The organism is Mesorhizobium sp. YL-MeA3-2017, assembly GCF_030814575.1.
GTDB lineage: Bacteria > Pseudomonadota > Alphaproteobacteria > Rhizobiales > Rhizobiaceae > Mesorhizobium > Mesorhizobium terrae.
Genome location: NZ_JAUSVH010000001.1, coordinates 2,755,050 through 2,775,074, shown reverse-complemented (window position 1 = coordinate 2,775,074; position 20,025 = coordinate 2,755,050). Strand labels below are relative to the sequence as shown.

Genomic DNA, 20,025 nt, shown 5'->3' with positions numbered 1-20,025 from the left:
GCCTTCAGGATTTGCCTGCCAGCAAATCCGGCCGGCGTTCGGCCGTCAGCTTTTCCGCTTGCTCGTGCCGCCATTGGGCAATCTTGCCGTGATTGCCCGAGATCAGCACGTCGGGGATTTGCCGGCCCTCGAATTCCTGCGGGCGGGTGTAGTGCGGGTGTTCGAGCAGGCCGTTCTCGAAGCTCTCCTCCTCGCCGGAGCGCTCGTTGCCCATGACGCCGGGCAGGAGCCGCACGACTGCATCGAGCAGAACCAGCGCCGCCGGCTCGCCGCCGGACAGGATGAAATCGCCGACGGAGACTTCTTCCAGGTTGCGCGCCTCGATGACCCGCTGGTCGACGCCTTCGAAACGGCCGCACAGGATGATGACGCCCGGCCCGGCCGCCAGTTCGCGCACGCGCGCCTGGGTCAGCGGTTTTCCGCGCGGGCTCATCAAAAGCTTCGGGCGCGGGTCGCCCTGCGGGCCGGTGCGATCGATGGCACGGGCCAGCACGTCGGCGCGCATCACCATGCCGGCGCCGCCGCCGGCCGGGCTGTCGTCCACCGTGCGGTGCTTGTCGGTGGCGAAGTCGCGGATCTGGACGGCGTCGAGCGACCAGTCGCCCCGCTCCAGCGCGCGGCCGGCCAGCGAAAGGCCAAGCGCGCCCGGAAACATCTCCGGATAGAGGGTGAGAACCGAAGCGGCGAAGCTCACCGGTTGCCCCCGGCACCTTTCGGACCGCGTGGGCGGCGCTTCGCATCGAAACCGTCGTCGCCGGGCGCCGGGCCGATGTTCGGTTCGCCGTCGCCGTCCTCATCCTCGACAAGACCGGCCGCGACCGGGTCGAGGCGCACGAAGCCATCTGCAATCGAAACTTCCGGCACGGCGGCGTGGGTGAACGGGACCAGCACGCCCTTGCGGGAGCCGAGCGTAATGTCGAGAATATCGCCGCCGCCGAAATTCTGCACCGCCGCCACCTTGCCGATGACGGCACCCGTATCGTCCCTGACCGCGAGGCCGACCAGGTCGGCATGGTAGAATTCGTCCTCGTCGCCATCGTCGGGCAGCGCCGAGCGGTCGACGAACAGTTCCGTTCCGGTCAGCGCCTCGGCGGCGTTGCGGTCACTGACGCCCTTGAAGCGCACCACAACCACCTCGTTGGCGGGTCGGATATCGGTGATCTCGAAGGCGCGGCCGTCCCTGGCGTAGAGCGGTCCGTAGTCGGCGAGCGCCAGCGGGTCGCCGGTGAAGGTCTTCACGCGCAGCTCGCCCTTGATGCCGTGCGCGGCACCGATGACGGCCATCTGGATCGGATTTTTCGGTTTGCTCATCGCCTGCGCTTCATCGCTTGCTAACCTGATCGGCAAATACTGCCTTATTCAATCGGGCCTGTTCTGCCAATGCAGGAATTCCTCATCGCCGCCAAACCGGACCTCCAGGCCGCTCGCGAAAGCTGGCTGAAGGCACTGGCCGGCGAGCGCCGGCTGTCGGCGCTGACGGTGGAAGCCTATGAGCGCGACACCCGCCAGTTCCTGCAATTTTTGACCGGCCATTGCGGCGGTCCGCCGGGCATCGCCGATGTCGCGGCGCTGCGCCCGGCCGATTTTCGCGGTTTCCTCGCCCTGCGCCGCAATGAAGGCGCCGGCGCCCGCACTTTGGGGCGCGGGCTGGCCGGTGTGCGCTCGCTGCTGCGTTTCCTGGAACGGCGCGGGTTGGTGAATGCGGCGGGCGCGGTGGCACTGCGCGCGCCGAAACAGCCGAAATCGCTGCCCAAGCCGCTGACCGCGGCGGATGCGCGGCGCGTGGTTTCGGCCGGCGAACAGCTTGCCGAAGAACCGTGGATCGCAGCCCGCAACGCCGCCGTCTTGACGCTTCTCTACGGTTCGGGCCTGCGCATTTCCGAGGCGCTCGGCCTCACCGGGGCCGATCTCGCGCATAGTTCGGAGACGGTGCTGCGTGTCACCGGCAAGGGCGGCAAGACCAGGCTGGTGCCGGTGCTGCCGGTGGCCTTCCAGGCGATCGCCGAATACCGCAAGCTCTGCCCCTATCGTCTGGGCGCGGACGGGCCGCTGTTTCGCGGCGCGCGCGGCGGCCCGCTCAATCCGGCGATCATCCAGCGCGAGATGGTGAAGCTGCGTTCGGCGCTGAACCTGCCGGAGACGGCGACGCCGCATGCGCTCAGGCATTCCTTCGCCACGCATCTGCTCGGCCGCGGCGGCGACCTGCGCACCATCCAGGAACTGCTCGGTCATGCCTCGCTGTCGACGACGCAAATCTATACCGGCGTCGACACCGCCCGCCTGCTCGATATCTACGAAGCCGCGCATCCCCGCGCCTGAGCCCCGGCTTGCCAGCGGGCGGTGACAATTTTCATCGCGCGGTTAACCGTTTTGCCGCCTTTGGCGCCTAGAACGATTGGCATGCATCTCGTTCCGACCAAGACCGACCGTGTCGCGCATCTGTCGTTGAAGCTGCTCGCGGCGGTCAACGTGCTTCTGTTCCTGTCCTTCCTGATCGTGGCGCTGCTGGCCGCCGGCCGCGCGCATGCCGAGATGGTGTCGTGCAGCGGCGCCGATATGGTCGCCGCGCTGCAGAAGAGCGATCCCGCCACCTATGCGAAGATCGAAAAGGAGGCGGCCGCCGTGCCCAACGGCAAGGGCCGGTTGTGGAGGCTGGAAAAGCCCGGCGAGAAGCCATCCTGGCTGTTCGGCACCATGCATATGACCGACCCGCGCGTGGTGACCCTGCCGGAGGCGGCGCAGAAGGCTTTCGACGGCGCCAATACGGTCATCATCGAGACGACCGACGTGCTCGACCAGGGCAAGATGATGGGGGCCCTGGCCAGGGAGCCTGATTTGATGATGTTCACCGACGGCACGACGTTGACGTCGCTGCTGCCGCCGGAGGATGCCAAGATCTTGGAGAGCGGCCTCGATGCGCGCGGCATTCCGGCGGCGAGCGTCGCCAAGATGAAACCATGGATGCTGTCGGCGATGGTCTCGCTGCCGGCCTGCGAGATGGCCCGCAAGAGCGCCGGTGCCCCGGTGCTCGACGTCAAGCTGGCGGAACAGGCCAAGGCGTCCGGCAAGGGCTTGGAGGGGCTGGAGACGGCCACCGACCAGCTGCGCGCCATGGCCTCGCTGCCGATGCAGCAGCACATCAAGGGGCTGGTGGAGACGCTGAAGCTCGGCGACAAGATCAACGACGTGTCGGAGACGATGATCGTGCTCTACCAGCGCGGCGACATCGGCATGATCTGGCCGCTGTTTCGGGCAACGCTGCCGGATGTGGCGGGCGACGAGGAAGGTTATTCGGCCTTCGAGGAAGCCATCGTGAACAAGCGCAATACGGTGATGGCCGAGCGCGCCTTGCCGATCCTGGCCAAGGGCAATGTGTTCATGGCCGTCGGCGCGCTGCATCTGCCCGGCGCGGAAGGACTGGTCGAGGATTTCCGCAAGGCCGGCTACACCGTCACGGCGGCGAACTGATCGCCCTTCAGGCGACCCGCGCCAGCATCGCCGGCACGATGACGCGGTGGAACGGCATGATGGTGGCCAGATAGGCGCGACCGAGTAGGTTGTGCGTGGCGACGAGCGTCGAAGCGCTGATCGACTGCCTGCTGCCGCTCAACGCGTCGACTTTCACCACCAGCCTGAAATCGAGATGCCGATCGTCGAGACCGAGCACCACGGTGGACGGGCTTTCGCTGATCAGCGGAAACAGGCCGATCACCTCCTGGTCGGCCGGCATGTCGACGGGCCCGGTCTTCAGGCCGAAGGGGCCGACCAGGATGTTGCGCAGCGCCAGCAACCAGTCGACCCAGGCCGGCCTGCGCGACATCACGCGCTCCGCCGCCGTTCGCGCGTCGAGCTGCTCACCGGCGATTTCGATCGCGAAGCTGTCGAAGAAATTGGCACCGGGCAATATCCCGGCATAGTCCGAAAGACCCTGCACTGTTGCCATATTGGTCGCTCCGGCTGAAGCCAGCTTGTAACCAGCCGAAAATAGTATCGTTTCGGTGCCAGAACGAGCTGACGAAACGTCGCTGGCCATTTGATTCGATTGTTCGGCGCGTCATGATTTTCCGCAGCAGAAAAACCCGCCGTGGGCTGAAAAAAGCGCGTTTTCGCCGATCCGCAGCTGAAAAAGCTGGGTGATACGGTGATTTTCATGGTCCCGTCGTTGTTTTGGTCCCATGCACCTTCTAAATTTTACACACAATCACGCGCGACGCGTTGATTGGCATTGATTGAAAACTTTCTCCCAGGAGGACTTCCCATGGCGGATTCATCCAACAGCTCTTCCGGCTCCGGTGGTGGCGGCAGCAGCTGGCTGATCGCGCTCGTAATCGTCGTTCTGGCCGTCGTCGCGTATTTCGTCTTCGGCCGCAGCGGTGGCGAGCACACGGCACCGGCCGAGGCTCCGGCAGCCAGCACGCCTGCTCCGGCACCGGCGGCGCCCGCCGCCGAACCGGCCAAGCCGGCTGCTCCCGCTCCGGCAACTCCGGCACCCGCTACGACCGCGCCGGCGCCTGCAAACCCGGCTCCGGCTGCTCCGGCTCAATAACCGGACACCAGAAAACAGAACGGCCCGCTAAAAAGCGGGCCGTTTCTTTTTGGGCGAAGCGAGGATGCGGCGCGCGCCGCGACCTCACAGGTGAATTGGCTTGAAGAAGGTGGCGAGCGCCGCTTCCTTGACCGCCTCCGACATGGTTGGGTGGGCGTGACAGCTGCGGGCGAGGTCTTCCGAAGAACCGCCGAACTCCATCAGCACCACCGCCTCGTGGATCATCTCGCCGGCGCCGAAACCGAGGATGTGCACGCCGAGCACGCGGTCGCTGGCCTTGTCGGCCAGGATCTTCACGAAACCGTCGGTGTGCAGCATGGCGCGCGCGCGGCCATTAGCGGTAAAGGGGAACTTGCCGACCTTGTAGTCGATGCCGGCCTTCTTCAGTTCCTCTTCGGTCTTGCCGACCGAGGCGACTTCGGGGCTGGTGTAGACCACGCTCGGGATGACGTCGTAGTTCACATGACCGGCCTGGCCGGCGATGCTTTCGGCCACGGCAACGCCTTCGTCCTCGGCCTTGTGCGCCAGCATCGGCCCGGCGATGACGTCGCCGATGGCATAGATGCCGGGCACGTTGGTGCGCCAATGGTTGTCGGTCTTGACGCGGCCGCGCTCGTCCAGTTCAACGCCGGCCTCCTTGAGACCGAGCGCGTCGGTGTAGGGCCGGCGGCCGGTGGCGATCAGCACAGCGTCGGCCTCGATGGTCTCGGCCGCGCCGCCCTTGACCGGTTCGAACGTGACCGTCGCGCCCTTCTTGGCCTTGGCGACGCCGGTGACCTTGGCGCCCAGCTTGAACTCGAAGCCCTGCTTGGCCAGCATGCGCTGGAACTGCTTGGACACTTCGCCATCCATGCCGCCGAGAATGGAATCCAGATATTCGACGACGGTGACCTTGGCGCCGAGGCGGGACCAGACCGAGCCGAGCTCGAGGCCGATGACGCCGCCGCCGACCACGACGAGATGACCGGGCACCTTCTCCAGCGACAGCGCGCCGGTGGACGAGACGATGACCTTCTCGTCGATGTCGACCTTGACGCCCGGAATGCCGGCGACGTCGGACCCGGTGGCGATGACGATGTTCTTCGCCTCGATCTCCTGGACCTTGCCGTCCTCGCCGGTGACGGAAACCTTGCCGGCGGAGACCACCTTGCCGGTGCCGCGGAAGGCGTCGATCTTGTTCTTCTTGAACAGGAAGGCGACGCCAGTGACGTTGGACGCCACGGTCGCGTCCTTATGCGCCATCATCTTCTTCAGATTGAGCTTCGGCGTGCCGACCTCGACGCCCAGCGTGTCGAAGGAATGCTGCGCCTCGGCCAGCATTTCGGAAGCGTGCAGCAGTGCCTTGGACGGGATGCAGCCGATGTTGAGGCAGGTGCCGCCATAAGTCTCGCGCTTCTCGACCACGGCCACCTTCAGGCCAAGCTGCGCCGCCTTGATGGCGCACACATAGCCGCCCGGGCCAGATCCGATAACGACGACGTCATAAGCCATGGTCCTGTCCTTCCTGCTGGGCGGTCAGCGGCCGCCGCTTACGTTCACAATCGAGCCCGTCGTATATGATGCCTCGTCCGACAAAAGCCAGAGCACGGCATGGGCGACTTCTTCCGCCTTGCCCTCGCGTTTCATCGGTACGCTGTCGCGGATTGCCGCGACGCGTCCCGGCTGACCGCCGGAGGCATGGATTTCGGTGTCGATGATGCCCGGCCGGACGGCGTTGACGCGCACGCCTTCATTGGCGACCTCGCGGGCCAGGCCGAGGGTGAAGGTGTCGATGGCGCCCTTGGAGGCGGCATAGTCGACATATTCGCCGGGCGAGCCCAGCAACGCGGCGGCGGACGAGAGGTTGACGATGGAGCCGCCCTTGCCGCCGCGCAGCGTCGACATGCGTCTGACCGCCTCGCGGGCACAGAGGATCGAGCCGATGACGTTGATGCGCATCATGCGTTCCAGGCGCGCGGCGCTCAGTTCGTCGACACGCGCCTTGGCATCGACCACGCCGGCATTGTTGACGAAGGCGTCGAGCGATCCAAAGCGCTTGTCGACGGTTTCGAACATGGAGAGCACGTTGGCCTCGTCGCCGACATCGCCCTTGACGGCGAAGGCTTCGCCGCCTCCGGCCTTGATCTCGGCGACCAGCGTTTCGGCTGCCTCCTGGTTGGAGGCGTAGTTTATCGCGACGCGGTAGCCCGCTCCGGCCGCCAGCCGGCACACTGCGGCGCCGATGCCACGGCTGCCGCCGGTGACGAGCAGGGTTTTTCCGGGCGCGGTCATTCCTGGCAGCCTTTCAGCGCAAAGACATCCCAAGGCAGTTTGGGCAATTTATCGTGGATGGCTGAGCGGCCGAGCTGTCCGGCGAGATCGGGGAAGATCAGCGTGGCCGGCGCGTCCTTGCGCTCATTGGGCAGAAGGTCGACCGCGCCCTTGGCGTCGGCCGTATAGATCACGCCTTCCCAGACGGTGCAGGCCGCGAGTTCCCCGCCGGTGACGTCGCCTTCGGGGCATTGGTGCATGAGTGAGCCATGTGGGCGGGCGGCATCGCCGCTCCACAAGACGACGCCATCCAGCATCACATCCTTGCCGACCACCATCTTGAAGGTGTTGGTGGTCGTGGCCGAGCCCATGGTCGGCCTGAAATCGATCTCCGCCGCCTGCTCGCGCTCGCCATAGACGGCGAGTTCGATCGGGCACGCCGCCAGTGCTGGCGAGGCGCCGAGCAGAGCCAGGGATTGGATCAGGACCGACAGCCTCGACATGCGGCGCTCAGCTCGCCTGCTGCGTGGCCAGGCGTATGCCAAGGCCAATGAAGATGACGCCGGTGACGCGGTTGAACCAGCGGCCCCAGGCAAGGAAACGCGCCCTGACGGAGGCAACCGTGAAAAAGGACGAGACCGCGACGAACCACAGGATCAGCGTTGCCGCCATCAAGAGACCGTAGACCGCCTGCACCGTGGCCGGCGTGTCGTGGCTGACGAGCGCGGTGAACAGCGACAGGAAGAACAGCACCGGCTTCGGGTTCAACGCATTGGTGGCGAAGCCGAGCAGGAAGCAGCGCAATGCCGAAGGCGGCGCGGCCGGCGTCGTCGCCTCGGCCGTGTCCGGCATTTCGAAGGTGTCGGCGCGCAGCGACTTCCAGCCGAGATAGACGAGATAGGCCGCACCCGCCCATTTCAGCAGACCGAACAGGAACAGCGATTTGGCGACGATGATGCCGATGCCGAGGATGGTGTAGCCGATGTGGAACAGCAGCGAGGCGCCGATGCCGAAGCTGGTGACAATGGCCGTGCGCCGGCCGTGCACCAGGCTTTGCCGCACGACGAGCAGGAAATCGGCGCCGGGCGAGACCACCAGGACCGAGAAGACGGCCATCAGGCCGAGGAATTCATAGACGTAGTGCATCGATCGATATCCTGCCCGTCGCAGCCCTGCCCAGTCCTAAGCCATCAACCTGACCAGCATCAAGACGAGACCGAGGAGGGAGACGAACCATACGATGGTGCGCAGGACCGGAACGCCCGCCGCATAGAGACCGAGATACACGATCCTGGCGGCAAACCACAGCCATGCGCCGGTGGCGCCAAGCCCGCCGGTCTTGCCGGTGACGGCTAGCGCCAGCGCCAGCGCGATGAAGGCGGGATAGGTTTCGAGCAGGTTGCCGAGCGCGCGCGTCAGCCGTCCCGCCAGCACGCTGTTGGTCTGGCGCCCCTGATCGCGCGGGCCGAGCAGATATCTGACGCTGATATCGCCGGAAAGATCGAGCGCCAGCGCCTGTGCCAGGATATGGGCGATCAGGAACGCAACGCTCAGGCCCAGGACCAAAATCTCAACCGACGCCGCCGCTGCTTCCATTATTTCCCCGATCAATTCCCTTGCCGTGTCAGCCGAGCAGCCTGACCAGCATCATCGCCAGGCCGACGATGGAGGCGGTCCAGATCACTGTGCGAACGACAGGTATGCCCGCCGCATAAGCAATGAGGTAGAGCACGCGCGCCACGATCCACACCACCGCGCCGGTGGCGGCGATGCCGCCGGTCTTGCCGGTGAGGGCAAGCGCCAGCACCAGGGCGATGAAGGCCGGATAGGTCTCGAGCAGGTTGCGCAAGGCACGCAGAAGGCGCCCGGCCAAAACGTTTTTCGAGACGCGGTTTTCGTCGCGGGCGCTGAACAGGTATTTCGGGCCGAGATCGCCGATGGTGGAAGCCTGGGCGATGACCTGTACGAGCAGGAGCGCGGCGCTCCAGCCAAGAACCCAGACTTCAGTCGATGCTGCAACAGCTTCCATATTCCTTGTCCCCCTGATGCGAGACGCGGAGCGCCTCGCCATGATCAGTTACAAGCGAAAGTCGTTTGCCGGCCGGTCGTTTCGACCGGCCAGGGAGAATAATCTTCTCCGCGCAGCAAATGGAAGCGGGGCCTTAGAGATCCAGAACGAGCCGCTCCGGATCCTCGAGGCTTTCCTTGACCCGTACCAGGAAGGTGACGGCTTCCTTGCCGTCGACGATGCGGTGGTCGTAGGAGAGCGCCAGATACATCATCGGGCGGATGACGATCTGTCCGCCGACCACGACCGGACGGTCCTGGATCTTGTGCATGCCGAGAATGCCCGACTGCGGCGCGTTGAGGATCGGGGTCGACATCAGCGACCCGTAGACGCCGCCATTGGAGATGGTGAAGGTGCCGCCCTGCATGTCGGCGACCGACAGCTTGCCATCGCGCGCGGCGAGGCCAAGGCGGCCGATTTCCTTTTCGATCTCGGCGATCGACATCTGGTCGGCATTGCGGACGACCGGAACCACCAGGCCCTTCTCGGTGCCGACGGCGACGCCGACATGGGCGAAGTTCTTGTAGATGATGTCGGTGCCGTCGATCTCGGCGTTGACGGCCGGGATTTCCTTCAGCGCATGGGTCACCGCCTTGGTGAAGAAGCCCATGAAGCCGAGCTTCACGCCGTGCTTCTTCTCGAAGACGTCCTTGTATTTGCTGCGCAGGTCCATCACCGCCTTCATGTCCACCTCGTTGAAGGTGGTGAGCATGGCGGCGGTCGACTGCGCTTCCTTCAGGCGGCGCGCAATGGTCTGGCGCAGCTTGGTCATGCGCACGCGCTCTTCGCGCGAGGCGTCGTCGGCATTGGACGGTGCGCGCACGGCAACCGGGGCGGCGGCGGGCGCCGCGGCCGGGGCGGAAACGCCCTTGGCAATGGCGTCAAGCACGTCGCCCTTCAGCACCTGGCCGCGCTTGCCGGAACCCGCAACCTGGTCGACCGCGATGTTGCTTTCGGCGAGCAATTTGGCGGCGCTCGGTGCCGGCGGCATGGCGGTCTGGGCAACGGCTTCCTTGACAGTCGAAGCGGCGGTCGGCGCGGACGCCTGGGCGACGGCTGCCGGCTTGGCGGCGGGGGCACCCGCACCGGCCGAAATCGAGCCGAGCAGGGCGCCGACGCCGACGGTCTCACCTTCCTTGACGATGATCTCGGCCAGCGTGCCCGCGGCCGGAGCCGGCACTTCCACCGTCACCTTGTCGGTTTCCAGCTCGACCAGCGGTTCGTCGGCGGCGATGGCGTCGCCAACCTTCTTGAACCACTTGCCGATCGTGGCTTCGGTGACGGACTCGCCGAGTGTCGGGACTTTGATTTCGGTAGCCATGTGCCTGTCCGTTGTTTTCGGTTCGGTTCAGTTATCAAGCCCGGCTCAGCCGCCGAGCGCGTCTTCGAGGAATGCGGCGAGCTGCGCCAGATGCTTCGACATCAGGCCGGTGGCCGGCGAAGCGGCGGCCGGGCGGCCGGTGTAGCGAACGCGCTGATGCTTGGCGTCGATATGGGCGAGCACCCATTCCAGATACGGGTCGATGAACGACCAGGCGCCCATGTTCTTGGGCTCTTCCTGGCACCACACCATCTCGGCGTTGCGGAAGCGCGAAAGCTCGGTGATCAGTGCCTTGGCCGGGAACGGATAGAGCTGCTCGACGCGCAACAGGTAGATGTCGTCGATGCCGCGCTTCTCGCGTTCCTCGTAGAGGTCGTAATAGACCTTGCCGGTGCACAGCACCACGCGGCGGATCTTGGAATCCTTGACCAGCTTGATCGTCTGGTTGGGCAAAAGCTGCGCATCGTCCCACAACAGGCGATGGAACGAGCTTTCGCCCGACAGATCGGCGATGGTCGATACGGCGCGCTTGTGGCGCAGCAGCGACTTCGGCGTCATCAGGATCAGCGGCTTGCGGAAGTCACGCTTCAGCTGCCGGCGCAGGATGTGGAAGTAGTTGGCCGGCGTGGTGCAGTTGGCGACCTGCATGTTGTCTTCGGCGCAGAGCTGCAGGAAGCGCTCGAGGCGCGCCGAGGAATGCTCGGGGCCCTGGCCTTCATAGCCGTGCGGCAGGAGGCAGACGAGGCCCGACATGCGCAGCCACTTGCGCTCGCCCGACGAGATGAACTGGTCGAACACCACCTGGGCGCCGTTGGCGAAGTCGCCGAACTGCGCTTCCCACAAGGTCAGCGCCTTGGGCTCGGCCAGCGAATAGCCATATTCGAAGCCCAGCACCGCCTCTTCCGAGAGCATCGAGTTGATGACCTCGTAGCCGGCCTGCGCGGCCGACAGATTGTTCAGCGGAATGTAGCGGGTCTCGTCGCGCTGGTCGTAGAGCACCGAGTGGCGCTGCGAGAAGGTGCCGCGTTCGGAATCCTGGCCGGACAGGCGGATCGGGTTGCCGTCGAGCAGGATCGCGCCGAAAGCCAGCGCCTCGGCCGTCGACCAGTCGATGCCTTCGCCGGTTTCGATCGCCTGGCGGCGGTTTTCCAGGAAGCGCGCGATGGTCTTGTGCGCCTCGAAGTCCTTCGGCACTTCGGTCAGCTTCTTGCCGATTTCCTTCAGGGTCTTCACCGGCACCGCGGTCTTGCCGCGGCGCAGCTCGTCCTGCTGGTCGGCCGAGCGCAGGCCGGACCAGGCGCCGTCGAGCCAGTCGGCCTTGTTCGGCTTGTAGGCCTGGCCGACTTCCCATTCGGTTTCCAGATGCGCGCGCCAGTCGGCCTTCATCTTGTCGAAATCGGCCTGAGACATATGGCCTTCGGCGATCAGGCGGTCGGCATAAAGCTGCACGGCGGTCTTCTGCGTGCGGATCTTGCGGTACATGATCGGCTGCGTGAAGGCCGGTTCGTCGCCTTCGTTGTGGCCGAAGCGGCGATAGCAGAACATGTCCACGACCACCGGCTTGTGGAACTTCATGCGGAATTCGGTCGCCACCTTGGCGGCGAACACCACCGCTTCCGGATCGTCGCCGTTGACGTGGAAGATCGGCGCCTCGATCATCTTGGCGACGTCGGACGGGTAAGGCGACGAGCGCGAGAAGCGCGGGTTCGTGGTGAAGCCGATCTGGTTGTTGATGATGAAGTGCAGCGTACCGGCGACGCGGTGGCCGCGCAGGCCCGACAGGCCGAGGATTTCAGCGATCACGCCCTGGCCGGCGAAAGCGGCGTCGCCATGCAGCAGCAGCGGCATCACCTTGGCGCGCTCCGACAGCGAGACGATCTCGCCGCGCTCGCGGCCAGCCATCTGGTCCTGCTTGGCGCGGGCCTTGCCCATCACCACCGGGTCGACGATTTCCAGATGCGAGGGGTTGGCGGTCAGCGACAGGTGCACCTTGTTGCCGTCGAACTCGCGGTCCGACGAAGCGCCGAGATGGTACTTCACGTCGCCCGAGCCCTCGACGTCGTCGGGTGCGTAGGAGCCGCCCTTGAACTCATGGAAGATGGCGCGATGCGGCTTGGCCATCACCTGGGAGAGCACGTTGAGGCGGCCGCGATGGGCCATGCCGAGCACGACCTCCTTGAGGCCAAGCGCGCCGCCGCGCTTCAAGATCTGCTCCAGCGCCGGGATCAGCGATTCGCCGCCATCGAGACCGAAACGCTTGGTGCCCTTGTACTTCACGTCGAGGAACTGCTCGAAGCCTTCGGCCTCGATCAACTTCTGCAGAATGGCCTTCTTGCCTTCGGCGGTGAAGGAGATTTCCTTGTCGGTGCCCTCGATGCGCTCCTGGATCCACGCCTTCTCCTCGGGATCGGAGATATGCATGAACTCGACGCCGAGCGTCGAACAATAGGTGCGGGTGAGGATTTCCAGCATCTGCCGGATGGTGCCGAATTCGAGGCCCAGAACATTGTCGAGGAAGATCGGCCGGTCGTAGTCGGCTTCGGTGAAGCCGTAATTCTGCGGCGACAGCTCGTTGTAGTCCTCGAGCGGGTTGGCGATGCCGAGCGGATCGAGATTGGCGTGCAGATGGCCGCGCATGCGGAAGGCGCGGATCATCATGATGGCGCGCACGGAATCGCGCGTCTGCTGATGGACATCGGCCTCGGAGATGGCGACGCCGTTGGCGACGGCCTTTTCCTTGACCTTCTTCTCGATCGTCTTTTCGACCAGGCCCCAATTGCCGTCGAGCGCCGAAACCAGTTCGCCATTGGCGGTCAGCGGCCAGGACGGCCGCGCCCAGGATGCGCCCTTGGCGTTCCTGCGCACATCGGACGCATCGTCCTTCAGCGCGGCGAAGAATTCCTGCCACTGCGGATCGACCGAGGCGGGATTGTCCTCATAGGCGGCATAAAGCGCGTCGATATAGTCGGCGTTGCCGCCATAAAGGAACGAGGTGAGGGAAAACTGGTCGTTGGCCTGATCTTGTCGTGCCATCTGTTGTCTCGGAGCGTCGGCTCCGTCTCCTGATTTCGGTAGTCGGTCTTCGGCAGTCGGCAATCGGAAAATGAACCGACTGCCTATTGCCGACTGCCCATTGCCTAACCCTTGATCGCCTCGACCAGCGTCGTGCCGAGACGCGCCGGCGATGGCGATACGCGGATGCCCGCGGATTCCATCGCGGCGATCTTGTCTTCCGCGCCGCCCTTGCCGCCCGAGATCACCGCGCCGGCGTGACCCATGGTGCGGCCAGCGGGCGCCGTGCGGCCGGCGATGAAACCGGCCATCGGCTTCTTGCGGCCGCGCTTGGCCTCGTCCTTGAGGAACTGCGCGGCGTCTTCCTCGGCCGAGCCGCCGATCTCGCCGATCATGATGATCGACTTGGTCTCGTCGTCGGCGAGGAACATCTCCAGCACGTCGATGAACTCGGTGCCCTTGACCGGGTCGCCGCCGATGCCGACCGCGGTGGTCTGGCCGAGGCCGACATTGGTGGTCTGGAACACCGCCTCATAGGTAAGCGTTCCCGAGCGCGAAACAACGCCCACCGAACCCTTCTTGAAGATGTTGCCGGGCATGATGCCGATCTTGCACTGCTCAGGCGTCAGGATGCCGGGGCAGTTCGGGCCGAGCAGCCGCGACTTCGACTTTTCCAGGCGCGCCTTGACGCGCACCATGTCCATCACCGGGATGCCCTCGGTGATGCAGACGATGAACGGGATCTCGGCCTCGATGGCCTCGATGATGGCTTCGGCCGCGCCCGCCGGCGGCACATAGACGACCGAGGCGGTGGCGCCGGTCCTCTCCTTGCCTTCGGCGACCGACGCGAAGATCGGCAAGGCCTCGCCCTTGGCGCCGGTCCAGGTCTCGCCACCCTTCTTGGGGTGGATGCCGCCGACCATCTGCGTGCCGTAATAGGCCAGCGCCTGCTCGGTGTGGAAGGTGCCGGTCTTGCCGGTCAGGCCCTGGACCAGGACTTTGGTGTTCTTGTCGACGAGAATGGACATGCCCAACCTTTTTACGAGAGGGTGATGGAGGAAGGCGAAACGCGCCGGTAGACGCCGTTCACCATGTCTTGCCAGATGTCGCTGCCGGCGGCCTTGAATTCGAGGCGCATGCGGTAGCTGTCGGGAGTATCGAAGCGATAGGTTGTCCGCGCGGCGCCGCGCGGCGAGCTTTTCACCAAAGCCAGTCCGGTGTCGCCCCAGGTTCCGGTTGCCGGCTCAGCCGGCACGAAGCCCATCGTATCGAACTGGTGCATGGTGCAGGTGGCGTTCGGCTGGTCGACGCCGAAGATGTTGTGCGAAGCGAAGGACGTCTTGCCGTCGCGAGCCTGGCGATAGCGCTGCATCACGAACAGGCCGCCGAACTCGGCTTGCGCGGTAACCTCGGCGGTTGCCGAACCGGCTGGCGCCCATTGCGTGGCCGAAATCTCCTCCTCGCCATGCCACGCGCCAACCAGCGCCTGGAGGCGCTGGTGGTCGGGTGACAGGGTTGGGGAAGACGCCGTGTTCATGGTCAAAGCCGCTTTAACGCCGCGCTCAGCCCTTCTTGACCGCGGCGACGATCTTCTTTGCCGCATCGTCGAGATCGTCGGCCGAGGTGACGTTCAGGCCGCTCTCGTTGATGATCTTCTTGCCCAGCTCGGCATTGGTGCCTTCCAGGCGCACCACCAGCGGCACTTTCAGGCCGACTTCCTTGACCGCGGCGATGACGCCCTCGGCGATGACATCGCATTTCATGATGCCGCCGAAGATGTTGATGAGGATGCCCTCGACCGCCGGGTCCTTGGTGATGATCTTGAAGGCGGCCGTGACCTTTTCCTTCGAAGCGCCGCCGCCGACGTCGAGGAAGTTGGCGGGCTCGGCACCGTAGAGCTTGATGATGTCCATCGTGGCCATGGCGAGGCCGGCGCCGTTGACCATGCAGCCGATATTGCCGTCGAGCGCAACATAGGCGAGGTCGTATTTCGACGCCTCGATTTCCTTCTCGTCCTCTTCGCTGGTGTCGCGCAGCTCGACGATGTCGGCGTGGCGGAACAAAGCGTTGTTGTCGAACGACACCTTGGCGTCGAGCACGCGCAGGCGGCCGCTTTTCATGACGATCAGCGGGTTGACCTCGAGCAGGCTCATGTCCTTCTCGACGAAGGCCTTGTAGAGGATCGGGAACAGCGTTTCGCCGTCCTTGGCCGCGTCGCCCGAAAGCTTCAGCGCAGCGTTGAGCTTGGCGACGTCGGCAGCGGTAACGCCGGCCTCCGGATCGATCGCAACCGTGATGATCTTCTCCGGCGTGTCGTGGGCAACGGTCTCGATGTCCATGCCGCCTTCGGTCGAAACGACGAAGGCGACGCGGCCGACCGAGCGGTCGACCAGGATCGACAGATAGAGCTCGCGGTCGATGTCGGCGCCGTCCTCGATATAGAGGCGGTTGACCTGCTTGCCGGCGGGGCCGGTCTGCTTGGTCACCAGAGTGTGGCCGAGCATCTCGTTGACGTTGGTGACAACCTCGGCGATCGACTTGGCGAGACGCACGCCGCCCTTGGCGTCGGCGGACAGTTCCTTGAACTTGCCCTTGCCGCGACCGCCGGCATGGATCTGGCTCTTCACCACATAAAGCGGCCCGGGCAGGCGCTTGGCGGCAGCCTCGGCATCCGCCGCCTGGAACACCGGCACGCCCTCGGCGACCGGCGCTCCGAAACCCTTCAGAACCTGCTTGGCCTGATATTCGTGGATGTTCATCGGAACGTTCCTCGCTTACTTCTGGCCAAGTTGCGGCGCGATCGCCACGCAGGCTTCGCACAGGCCCTTCACGGCCTCGACCGACCTCTCGAACATCTTCTCTTCGGTCTTGTTGAAGTCGAGCTCGAGGATGCGCTCGACGCCGCCGGCACCGATCACCACCGGCACGCCGACATAGGTGTCCTTGATGCCGTACTGGCCGTTGAGGTGGGCGGCGCAGGGCAGGACGCGCTTCTTGTCCTTCAGGTAGCTCTCGGCCATGGCGACCGCCGAGGCGGCCGGCGCATAATAGGCCGAGCCGGTCTTGAGCAGGCCGACGATCTCGCCGCCACCCTTGCGGGTGCGCTCGACGATGGCGTCGAGCTTCTCCTGGCTGGTCCAGCCCATCTTGATGAGGTCGGGCAGCGGCACGCCGGCAACGGTGGAATAACGCACCATCGGCACCATGTCGTCGCCGTGGCCGCCGAGCGTCATGGCGCTGACGTCCTCGACGGAAACCTTGAATTCCTCGGCGAGGAAGTAGCGGAAGCGGGCCGAGTCGAGCACGCCGGCCATGCCGACCACGTGGCTCTTCGGCAGGCCCGAGAACTTCTGCAGCGCCCAGACCATGGCGTCGAGCGGGTTGGTGATGCAGATGACGAAAGCGTTGGGGGCATATTTCTTGATGCCGGCGCCGACCTGTTCCATCACCTTGAGGTTGATGCCGAGCAGATCGTCACGGCTCATGCCGGGCTTGCGCGGCACGCCGGCGGTGACGATGCAGACGTCAGCGCCTTCGATGCCGGCATAGTCGTTGACGCCGACATAACGGGCGTCGAAGCCGTCGACGGGCGAGGATTCGGCGATATCCAGGCCCTTGCCCTGCGGGATGCCCTCGGCGATATCGAACAGGACGACGTCGCCGAGTTCCTTGAGGCCGATCAGATGGGCGAGCGTGCCGCCGATCATGCCAGAGCCGATGAGCGCTATCTTGTTGCGTGCCATGTGAGGATCAATTCCCTTGTCTTGGACGGCGCCATTGCGGCGTCGGAGGAGAGGCCGTTAGGGTCGGGAACCCGCGAAATTTCGCCGCACCCAATAGACCCGCCGTGGGAAAAGTTCAAACGATTATTTTGGAGCTAAATATTTCAATCGGTTAGATTGTCTGGGATTTACGTAAACGTCAAAGTTTACGAACCCGGTTCGAAGGATCGCCACGAGATAGGCATAGAAATCAGAAGAATGTTGCCGGGTGATGACGCCCTGTTCGCTGAGGTTGCCGAGGAGGTGTTCGACGAGCCGGTCGACGCGTCGCGGCTCGAGGGCTTTGCGAGAAAATGAAGCGTTTTGCGGGATCGTGGCGCGCCCGATCCGACACCAACATAGGATCGCGGGCCGGGTCGCTTGCCTCTACTGGCGGGGTATCGCGCTTCCTGCCATGAATGCGCCATGGCGATGTTCCTCACCGCACTGCATCTTTTGCTCTTTTTGGCCGTGACATTGCGCGTGTTGGCGCGCTCGGACATGCTGCCGACGACACGAGTGGCGTGGATCCTGGTTTTGCTGGTCGTGCCCGCTTTCGGCCTGTTGCTCTATTTCTTCGTCGGCGAGGTCAATTTCCGCGGTCCCGCCCGCGCCGCCCACACCGCCGCCGAAACGGCAACCCGGTCGTTCGTGATTGCCAGCGGAGAGAGGCCGGACCTTGGCCGCTTCGGCGTCGCCAGCGGCTTTGCCACTTCAATCAACGGTTTCGGTGCGACCGAGGGCAACAAGGGCGAACTCCTGGACAGTCCTGCCGGTGCCAGGGCGCGCATGATCGAGGACTTCGACAATGCCAGGGAAAACATCTGCGTCCTTTATTACATCTGGCTCGATGACGGCACGGGACGCGCGGTAGCGGACGCGCTGATCAGGGCAGCCAAACGCGGCGTGCGCTGCAAGGCCATGGTCGATGCGGTCGGATCGCGCGCCTTCATCGAGAGCGAGACCTGCGCCTGGCTGCAGGCCGCCGGCGTCGAAACCACGGTCGCGTTGCCGCTCGGCAATCCGCTGAAGACCATGTTCCAGCGTCGCCTCGATCTGCGCAATCACCGCAAGATCACCGTGATCGACGACAGGATCCTGCATTGCGGAAGCCAGAACTGCGCCGACGCTGAATTTCGCGTGAAGCCGAACTTCGCGCCATGGGTGGATGTCATGGTCCGCTTCGAAGGACCGGTCGTGCACCAGATGCACCTTCTGTTCGCGCAAGACTGGCTGAGCGACCGCCCCAACGAGCTGATGCATTTCGACAGGGTCGTCAAACCCATGCCCGGCGGCTTCGTCGCCCAAACGGTGGGCACCGGGCCGAACGTCAAACATGGCGTCACCGCGCAATTGTTTTCGCGCCTCATCTACGAGGCCCGCAGCGAACTGATCGTCTCGACGCCCTATTTCGTGCCGGGCGAAACGGTGTGCGAGGCGCTGACGAGTGCCGCGCAATCCGGCGTGGCGGTGACGCTGATCCTGCCGCGTCGCAACGATTCCGGTTTTGTCCGGAATGCCAGCCGTTCGTACTATCCACGTCTGGTCGCCGCCGGCGTCAGGATCGCGGAATATAATGGCGGCCTGCTGCATTCCAAGACGCTGACCATCGACGGCGAGACGGCCTTTCTCGGCTCGTCCAACATGGATATCCGCAGCTTCGACCTGAATTTCGAAAACGACATCCTGTTCACCGACAGGGTGCTGACCGGCAAAATCCGCGAACGGCAGATGGCCTATCTGGCGGACTCGACACCGGTCGATCCGGCCGGGGTAAAGGCGTGGTCGATCCCGCGGCGCATCTGGTTCAACGCCTTCGCGATCGTCGGACCGATCTTGTAAAATCCGCCTATCTGCCCCGGGTTGGCGCGCTAGGAGAGAGCGGACGGTGCGGGCTGCAAGGCGTGCCGGTCCTTCCAGTCGTCCAGCCAATCCTTGCTCTGCATCTCGATCAGCCGCGAGGCGGTGCGGTCGAATTCGAAGGCTTCGGTGACGCCGGCACGACCGGCATAAAGCTTTTCCGGCGAGGCCTCCGCGCTCATCACCACGCGCTTTTTCGTATCGTAAAGCGTGTCCACCAGGAGGATGAAACGCTTGGTCGGGTTGCGGCGGGTCTGGTCGAGCATCGGCACATGGTCGATGAAGATCGTGTCGAACCGTTGCGCGATCGCCAGATAGTCGCGTGCGCCGAGCGGCGCGTCGCACAGTTCCGCGAAGGTGAAGCGGGCATTGGCGCCCACCGCGCGGGGAACCGCGACGTGCCGGCCCTTGATCGGAATGTCCAGGGGTGCCGCGACATGGCCGTGGGTGACGGCATGCCAGGTATCATCCATCCGACGGTCGGTGTCGGCTTCCAGCGGGGTCATATAGACCGGCATGCGCGAAAGCTTTTCCAGCCGGTAGTCCGTATCGGAATCCAGCGTCACCACATCGGCATGCCGTTCGAGGATCGCGATGAAGGGCAGGAAAAGCTGGCGGTTCAAGCCATCGCGGTAGAGGTCTCGCGGCGCGACATTGGAGGTGGCGATCAGCACGACGCCGTTGGCGAACAGCGCCGAAAACAGCCTGGACAGGATCATGGCGTCGGCGATGTCGGTGACGCTGAACTCGTCAAAGCACAGCACCCACGATTCTTCGGCCAGCGCTTTGGCCACCGGCGGGATCGGGTCGTCTTCCTTGACGGTGCCTTCCTTGCGGGCCTGCCGGTGCTTCTGGATGCGGTCCTGCACGTCCGCCATGAAGTCGTTGAAATGGACGCGCCGCTTGCGCCTGACCGGCAGAAGCTCAAAGAAGATGTCCATCAGCATCGTCTTGCCACGGCCGACGCCGCCGTGGACGTAAAGGCCTTTCACGGCCGTCGGTGCGCGGGGCCGCTTGGCGAACAGCCAGCCCAGCGCACTGGATTTTTGCGCCAGCCGCTTGTCGGCGATCTCGTCGACGAGGCGGTCGAGCCGCCCGACGATGCGCTCCTGCGCCGGGTCGCGCGACACGGCGCCGGTTTCGACCAGATGATCGTAGCGCTGCCTGACGGTCACATGGGTCTGGAGGCCGTCACGCACATGCATGG

General features: G+C 64.7%; 20 protein-coding genes. 4 read left to right on the top strand and 16 right to left on the bottom strand.

The window, feature by feature from the left end; translation table 11 throughout:
* Nucleotides 1-4: 4 nt before the first annotated feature.
* Together trmD and rimM are read right to left on the bottom strand one after the other, a co-directional pair.
* Nucleotides 5-694 carry a tRNA (guanosine(37)-N1)-methyltransferase TrmD gene (gene trmD, locus QFZ88_RS13230; RefSeq protein ID WP_024923191.1) on the bottom strand — a complete coding sequence of 230 codons (690 nt, stop codon included), beginning with the start codon at nt 692-694 and terminating at the stop codon, nt 5-7.
* Nucleotides 691-1,311 (bottom strand): ribosome maturation factor RimM, encoded by a 621-nt coding sequence (rimM, locus tag QFZ88_RS13225; protein ID WP_024923190.1) that lies wholly within the window; start codon nt 1,309-1,311, stop codon nt 691-693. The genes trmD and rimM overlap by 4 nt, the downstream gene beginning before the upstream one ends.
* Before the next feature lie 69 nt (nt 1,312-1,380).
* Between rimM and QFZ88_RS13220 the strand changes: the two genes are divergently transcribed.
* Together QFZ88_RS13220 and QFZ88_RS13215 are read left to right on the top strand one after the other, a co-directional pair.
* Nucleotides 1,381-2,319 carry a tyrosine recombinase XerC gene (locus tag QFZ88_RS13220; protein ID WP_024923189.1) on the top strand — a complete coding sequence of 313 codons (939 nt, stop codon included), beginning with the start codon at nt 1,381-1,383 and terminating at the stop codon, nt 2,317-2,319.
* 81 nt (nt 2,320-2,400) lie between these two features.
* On the top strand, nt 2,401-3,468 hold the full coding sequence (locus tag QFZ88_RS13215; RefSeq protein WP_024923188.1) for a TraB/GumN family protein: 1,068 nt from the start codon (nt 2,401-2,403) through the stop codon (nt 3,466-3,468).
* A 7-nt stretch (nt 3,469-3,475) separates the two neighbouring features.
* On the opposite strand, the gene QFZ88_RS13210 is transcribed toward QFZ88_RS13215, so the two are convergent.
* Entirely contained in the window at nt 3,476-3,943 is a 468-nt protein-coding gene (locus QFZ88_RS13210) for a DUF2867 domain-containing protein (protein ID WP_024923187.1), read from the bottom strand.
* A gap of 315 nt (nt 3,944-4,258) precedes the next feature.
* Between QFZ88_RS13210 and QFZ88_RS13205 the strand changes: the two genes are divergently transcribed.
* Nucleotides 4,259-4,546, top strand: coding sequence for a hypothetical protein (locus QFZ88_RS13205; protein ID WP_024923186.1), 288 nt, complete (start codon nt 4,259-4,261; stop codon nt 4,544-4,546).
* Nucleotides 4,547-4,630: 84 nt separating this feature from the next.
* Here the strand turns inward: QFZ88_RS13205 and lpdA are convergent, their stop codons facing one another.
* From lpdA to mdh, 12 genes are all read right to left on the bottom strand, one after another.
* Complete coding sequence (gene lpdA, locus QFZ88_RS13200) at nt 4,631-6,037, bottom strand: dihydrolipoyl dehydrogenase (RefSeq protein WP_024923185.1); 1,407 nt, start codon at nt 6,035-6,037, stop codon at nt 4,631-4,633.
* Between the two features lie 24 nt (nt 6,038-6,061).
* On the bottom strand, nt 6,062-6,817 hold the full coding sequence (locus tag QFZ88_RS13195) for an SDR family oxidoreductase (RefSeq protein WP_024923184.1): 756 nt from the start codon (nt 6,815-6,817) through the stop codon (nt 6,062-6,064).
* On the bottom strand, nt 6,814-7,299 hold the full coding sequence (locus QFZ88_RS13190) for a hypothetical protein (RefSeq protein ID WP_024923183.1): 486 nt from the start codon (nt 7,297-7,299) through the stop codon (nt 6,814-6,816). The genes QFZ88_RS13195 and QFZ88_RS13190 overlap by 4 nt, the downstream gene beginning before the upstream one ends.
* Before the next feature lie 7 nt (nt 7,300-7,306).
* Complete coding sequence (locus QFZ88_RS13185; protein WP_024923182.1) at nt 7,307-7,942, bottom strand: LysE family translocator; 636 nt, start codon at nt 7,940-7,942, stop codon at nt 7,307-7,309.
* Between the two features lie 36 nt (nt 7,943-7,978).
* Complete coding sequence (locus QFZ88_RS13180; RefSeq protein WP_024923181.1) at nt 7,979-8,392, bottom strand: MAPEG family protein; 414 nt, start codon at nt 8,390-8,392, stop codon at nt 7,979-7,981.
* Between the two features lie 28 nt (nt 8,393-8,420).
* Complete coding sequence (locus QFZ88_RS13175; protein WP_024923180.1) at nt 8,421-8,825, bottom strand: MAPEG family protein; 405 nt, start codon at nt 8,823-8,825, stop codon at nt 8,421-8,423.
* 133 nt (nt 8,826-8,958) lie between these two features.
* Nucleotides 8,959-10,185 carry a 2-oxoglutarate dehydrogenase complex dihydrolipoyllysine-residue succinyltransferase gene (odhB, locus tag QFZ88_RS13170; RefSeq protein ID WP_024923179.1) on the bottom strand — a complete coding sequence of 409 codons (1,227 nt, stop codon included), beginning with the start codon at nt 10,183-10,185 and terminating at the stop codon, nt 8,959-8,961.
* Between the two features lie 45 nt (nt 10,186-10,230).
* The gene (locus QFZ88_RS13165) at nt 10,231-13,218 is read right to left on the bottom strand and encodes a 2-oxoglutarate dehydrogenase E1 component (RefSeq protein WP_024923178.1); all 2,988 of its coding nucleotides are present in this window, start codon (nt 13,216-13,218) and stop codon (nt 10,231-10,233) included.
* A 104-nt stretch (nt 13,219-13,322) separates the two neighbouring features.
* The gene (gene sucD / locus QFZ88_RS13160; RefSeq protein ID WP_024923177.1) at nt 13,323-14,225 is read right to left on the bottom strand and encodes a succinate--CoA ligase subunit alpha; all 903 of its coding nucleotides are present in this window, start codon (nt 14,223-14,225) and stop codon (nt 13,323-13,325) included.
* 11 nt (nt 14,226-14,236) lie between these two features.
* Nucleotides 14,237-14,734 carry a DUF1579 family protein gene (locus QFZ88_RS13155; protein ID WP_024923176.1) on the bottom strand — a complete coding sequence of 166 codons (498 nt, stop codon included), beginning with the start codon at nt 14,732-14,734 and terminating at the stop codon, nt 14,237-14,239.
* Nucleotides 14,735-14,759: 25 nt separating this feature from the next.
* Entirely contained in the window at nt 14,760-15,956 is a 1,197-nt protein-coding gene (sucC, locus tag QFZ88_RS13150) for an ADP-forming succinate--CoA ligase subunit beta (protein ID WP_024923175.1), read from the bottom strand.
* Between the two features lie 15 nt (nt 15,957-15,971).
* Nucleotides 15,972-16,940, bottom strand: coding sequence for a malate dehydrogenase (gene mdh / locus QFZ88_RS13145; protein WP_024923174.1), 969 nt, complete (start codon nt 16,938-16,940; stop codon nt 15,972-15,974).
* A gap of 444 nt (nt 16,941-17,384) precedes the next feature.
* On the opposite strand from mdh, the gene QFZ88_RS13140 reads away from it, so the two are divergent.
* Complete coding sequence (locus tag QFZ88_RS13140) at nt 17,385-18,800, top strand: phospholipase D-like domain-containing protein (RefSeq protein ID WP_024923173.1); 1,416 nt, start codon at nt 17,385-17,387, stop codon at nt 18,798-18,800.
* Between the two features lie 29 nt (nt 18,801-18,829).
* Here QFZ88_RS13140 and zapE read toward each other — a convergent pair whose 3' ends face one another.
* Entirely contained in the window at nt 18,830-20,023 is a 1,194-nt protein-coding gene (zapE, locus tag QFZ88_RS13135) for a cell division protein ZapE (RefSeq protein WP_024923172.1), read from the bottom strand.
* Nucleotides 20,024-20,025 lie beyond the last annotated feature (2 nt).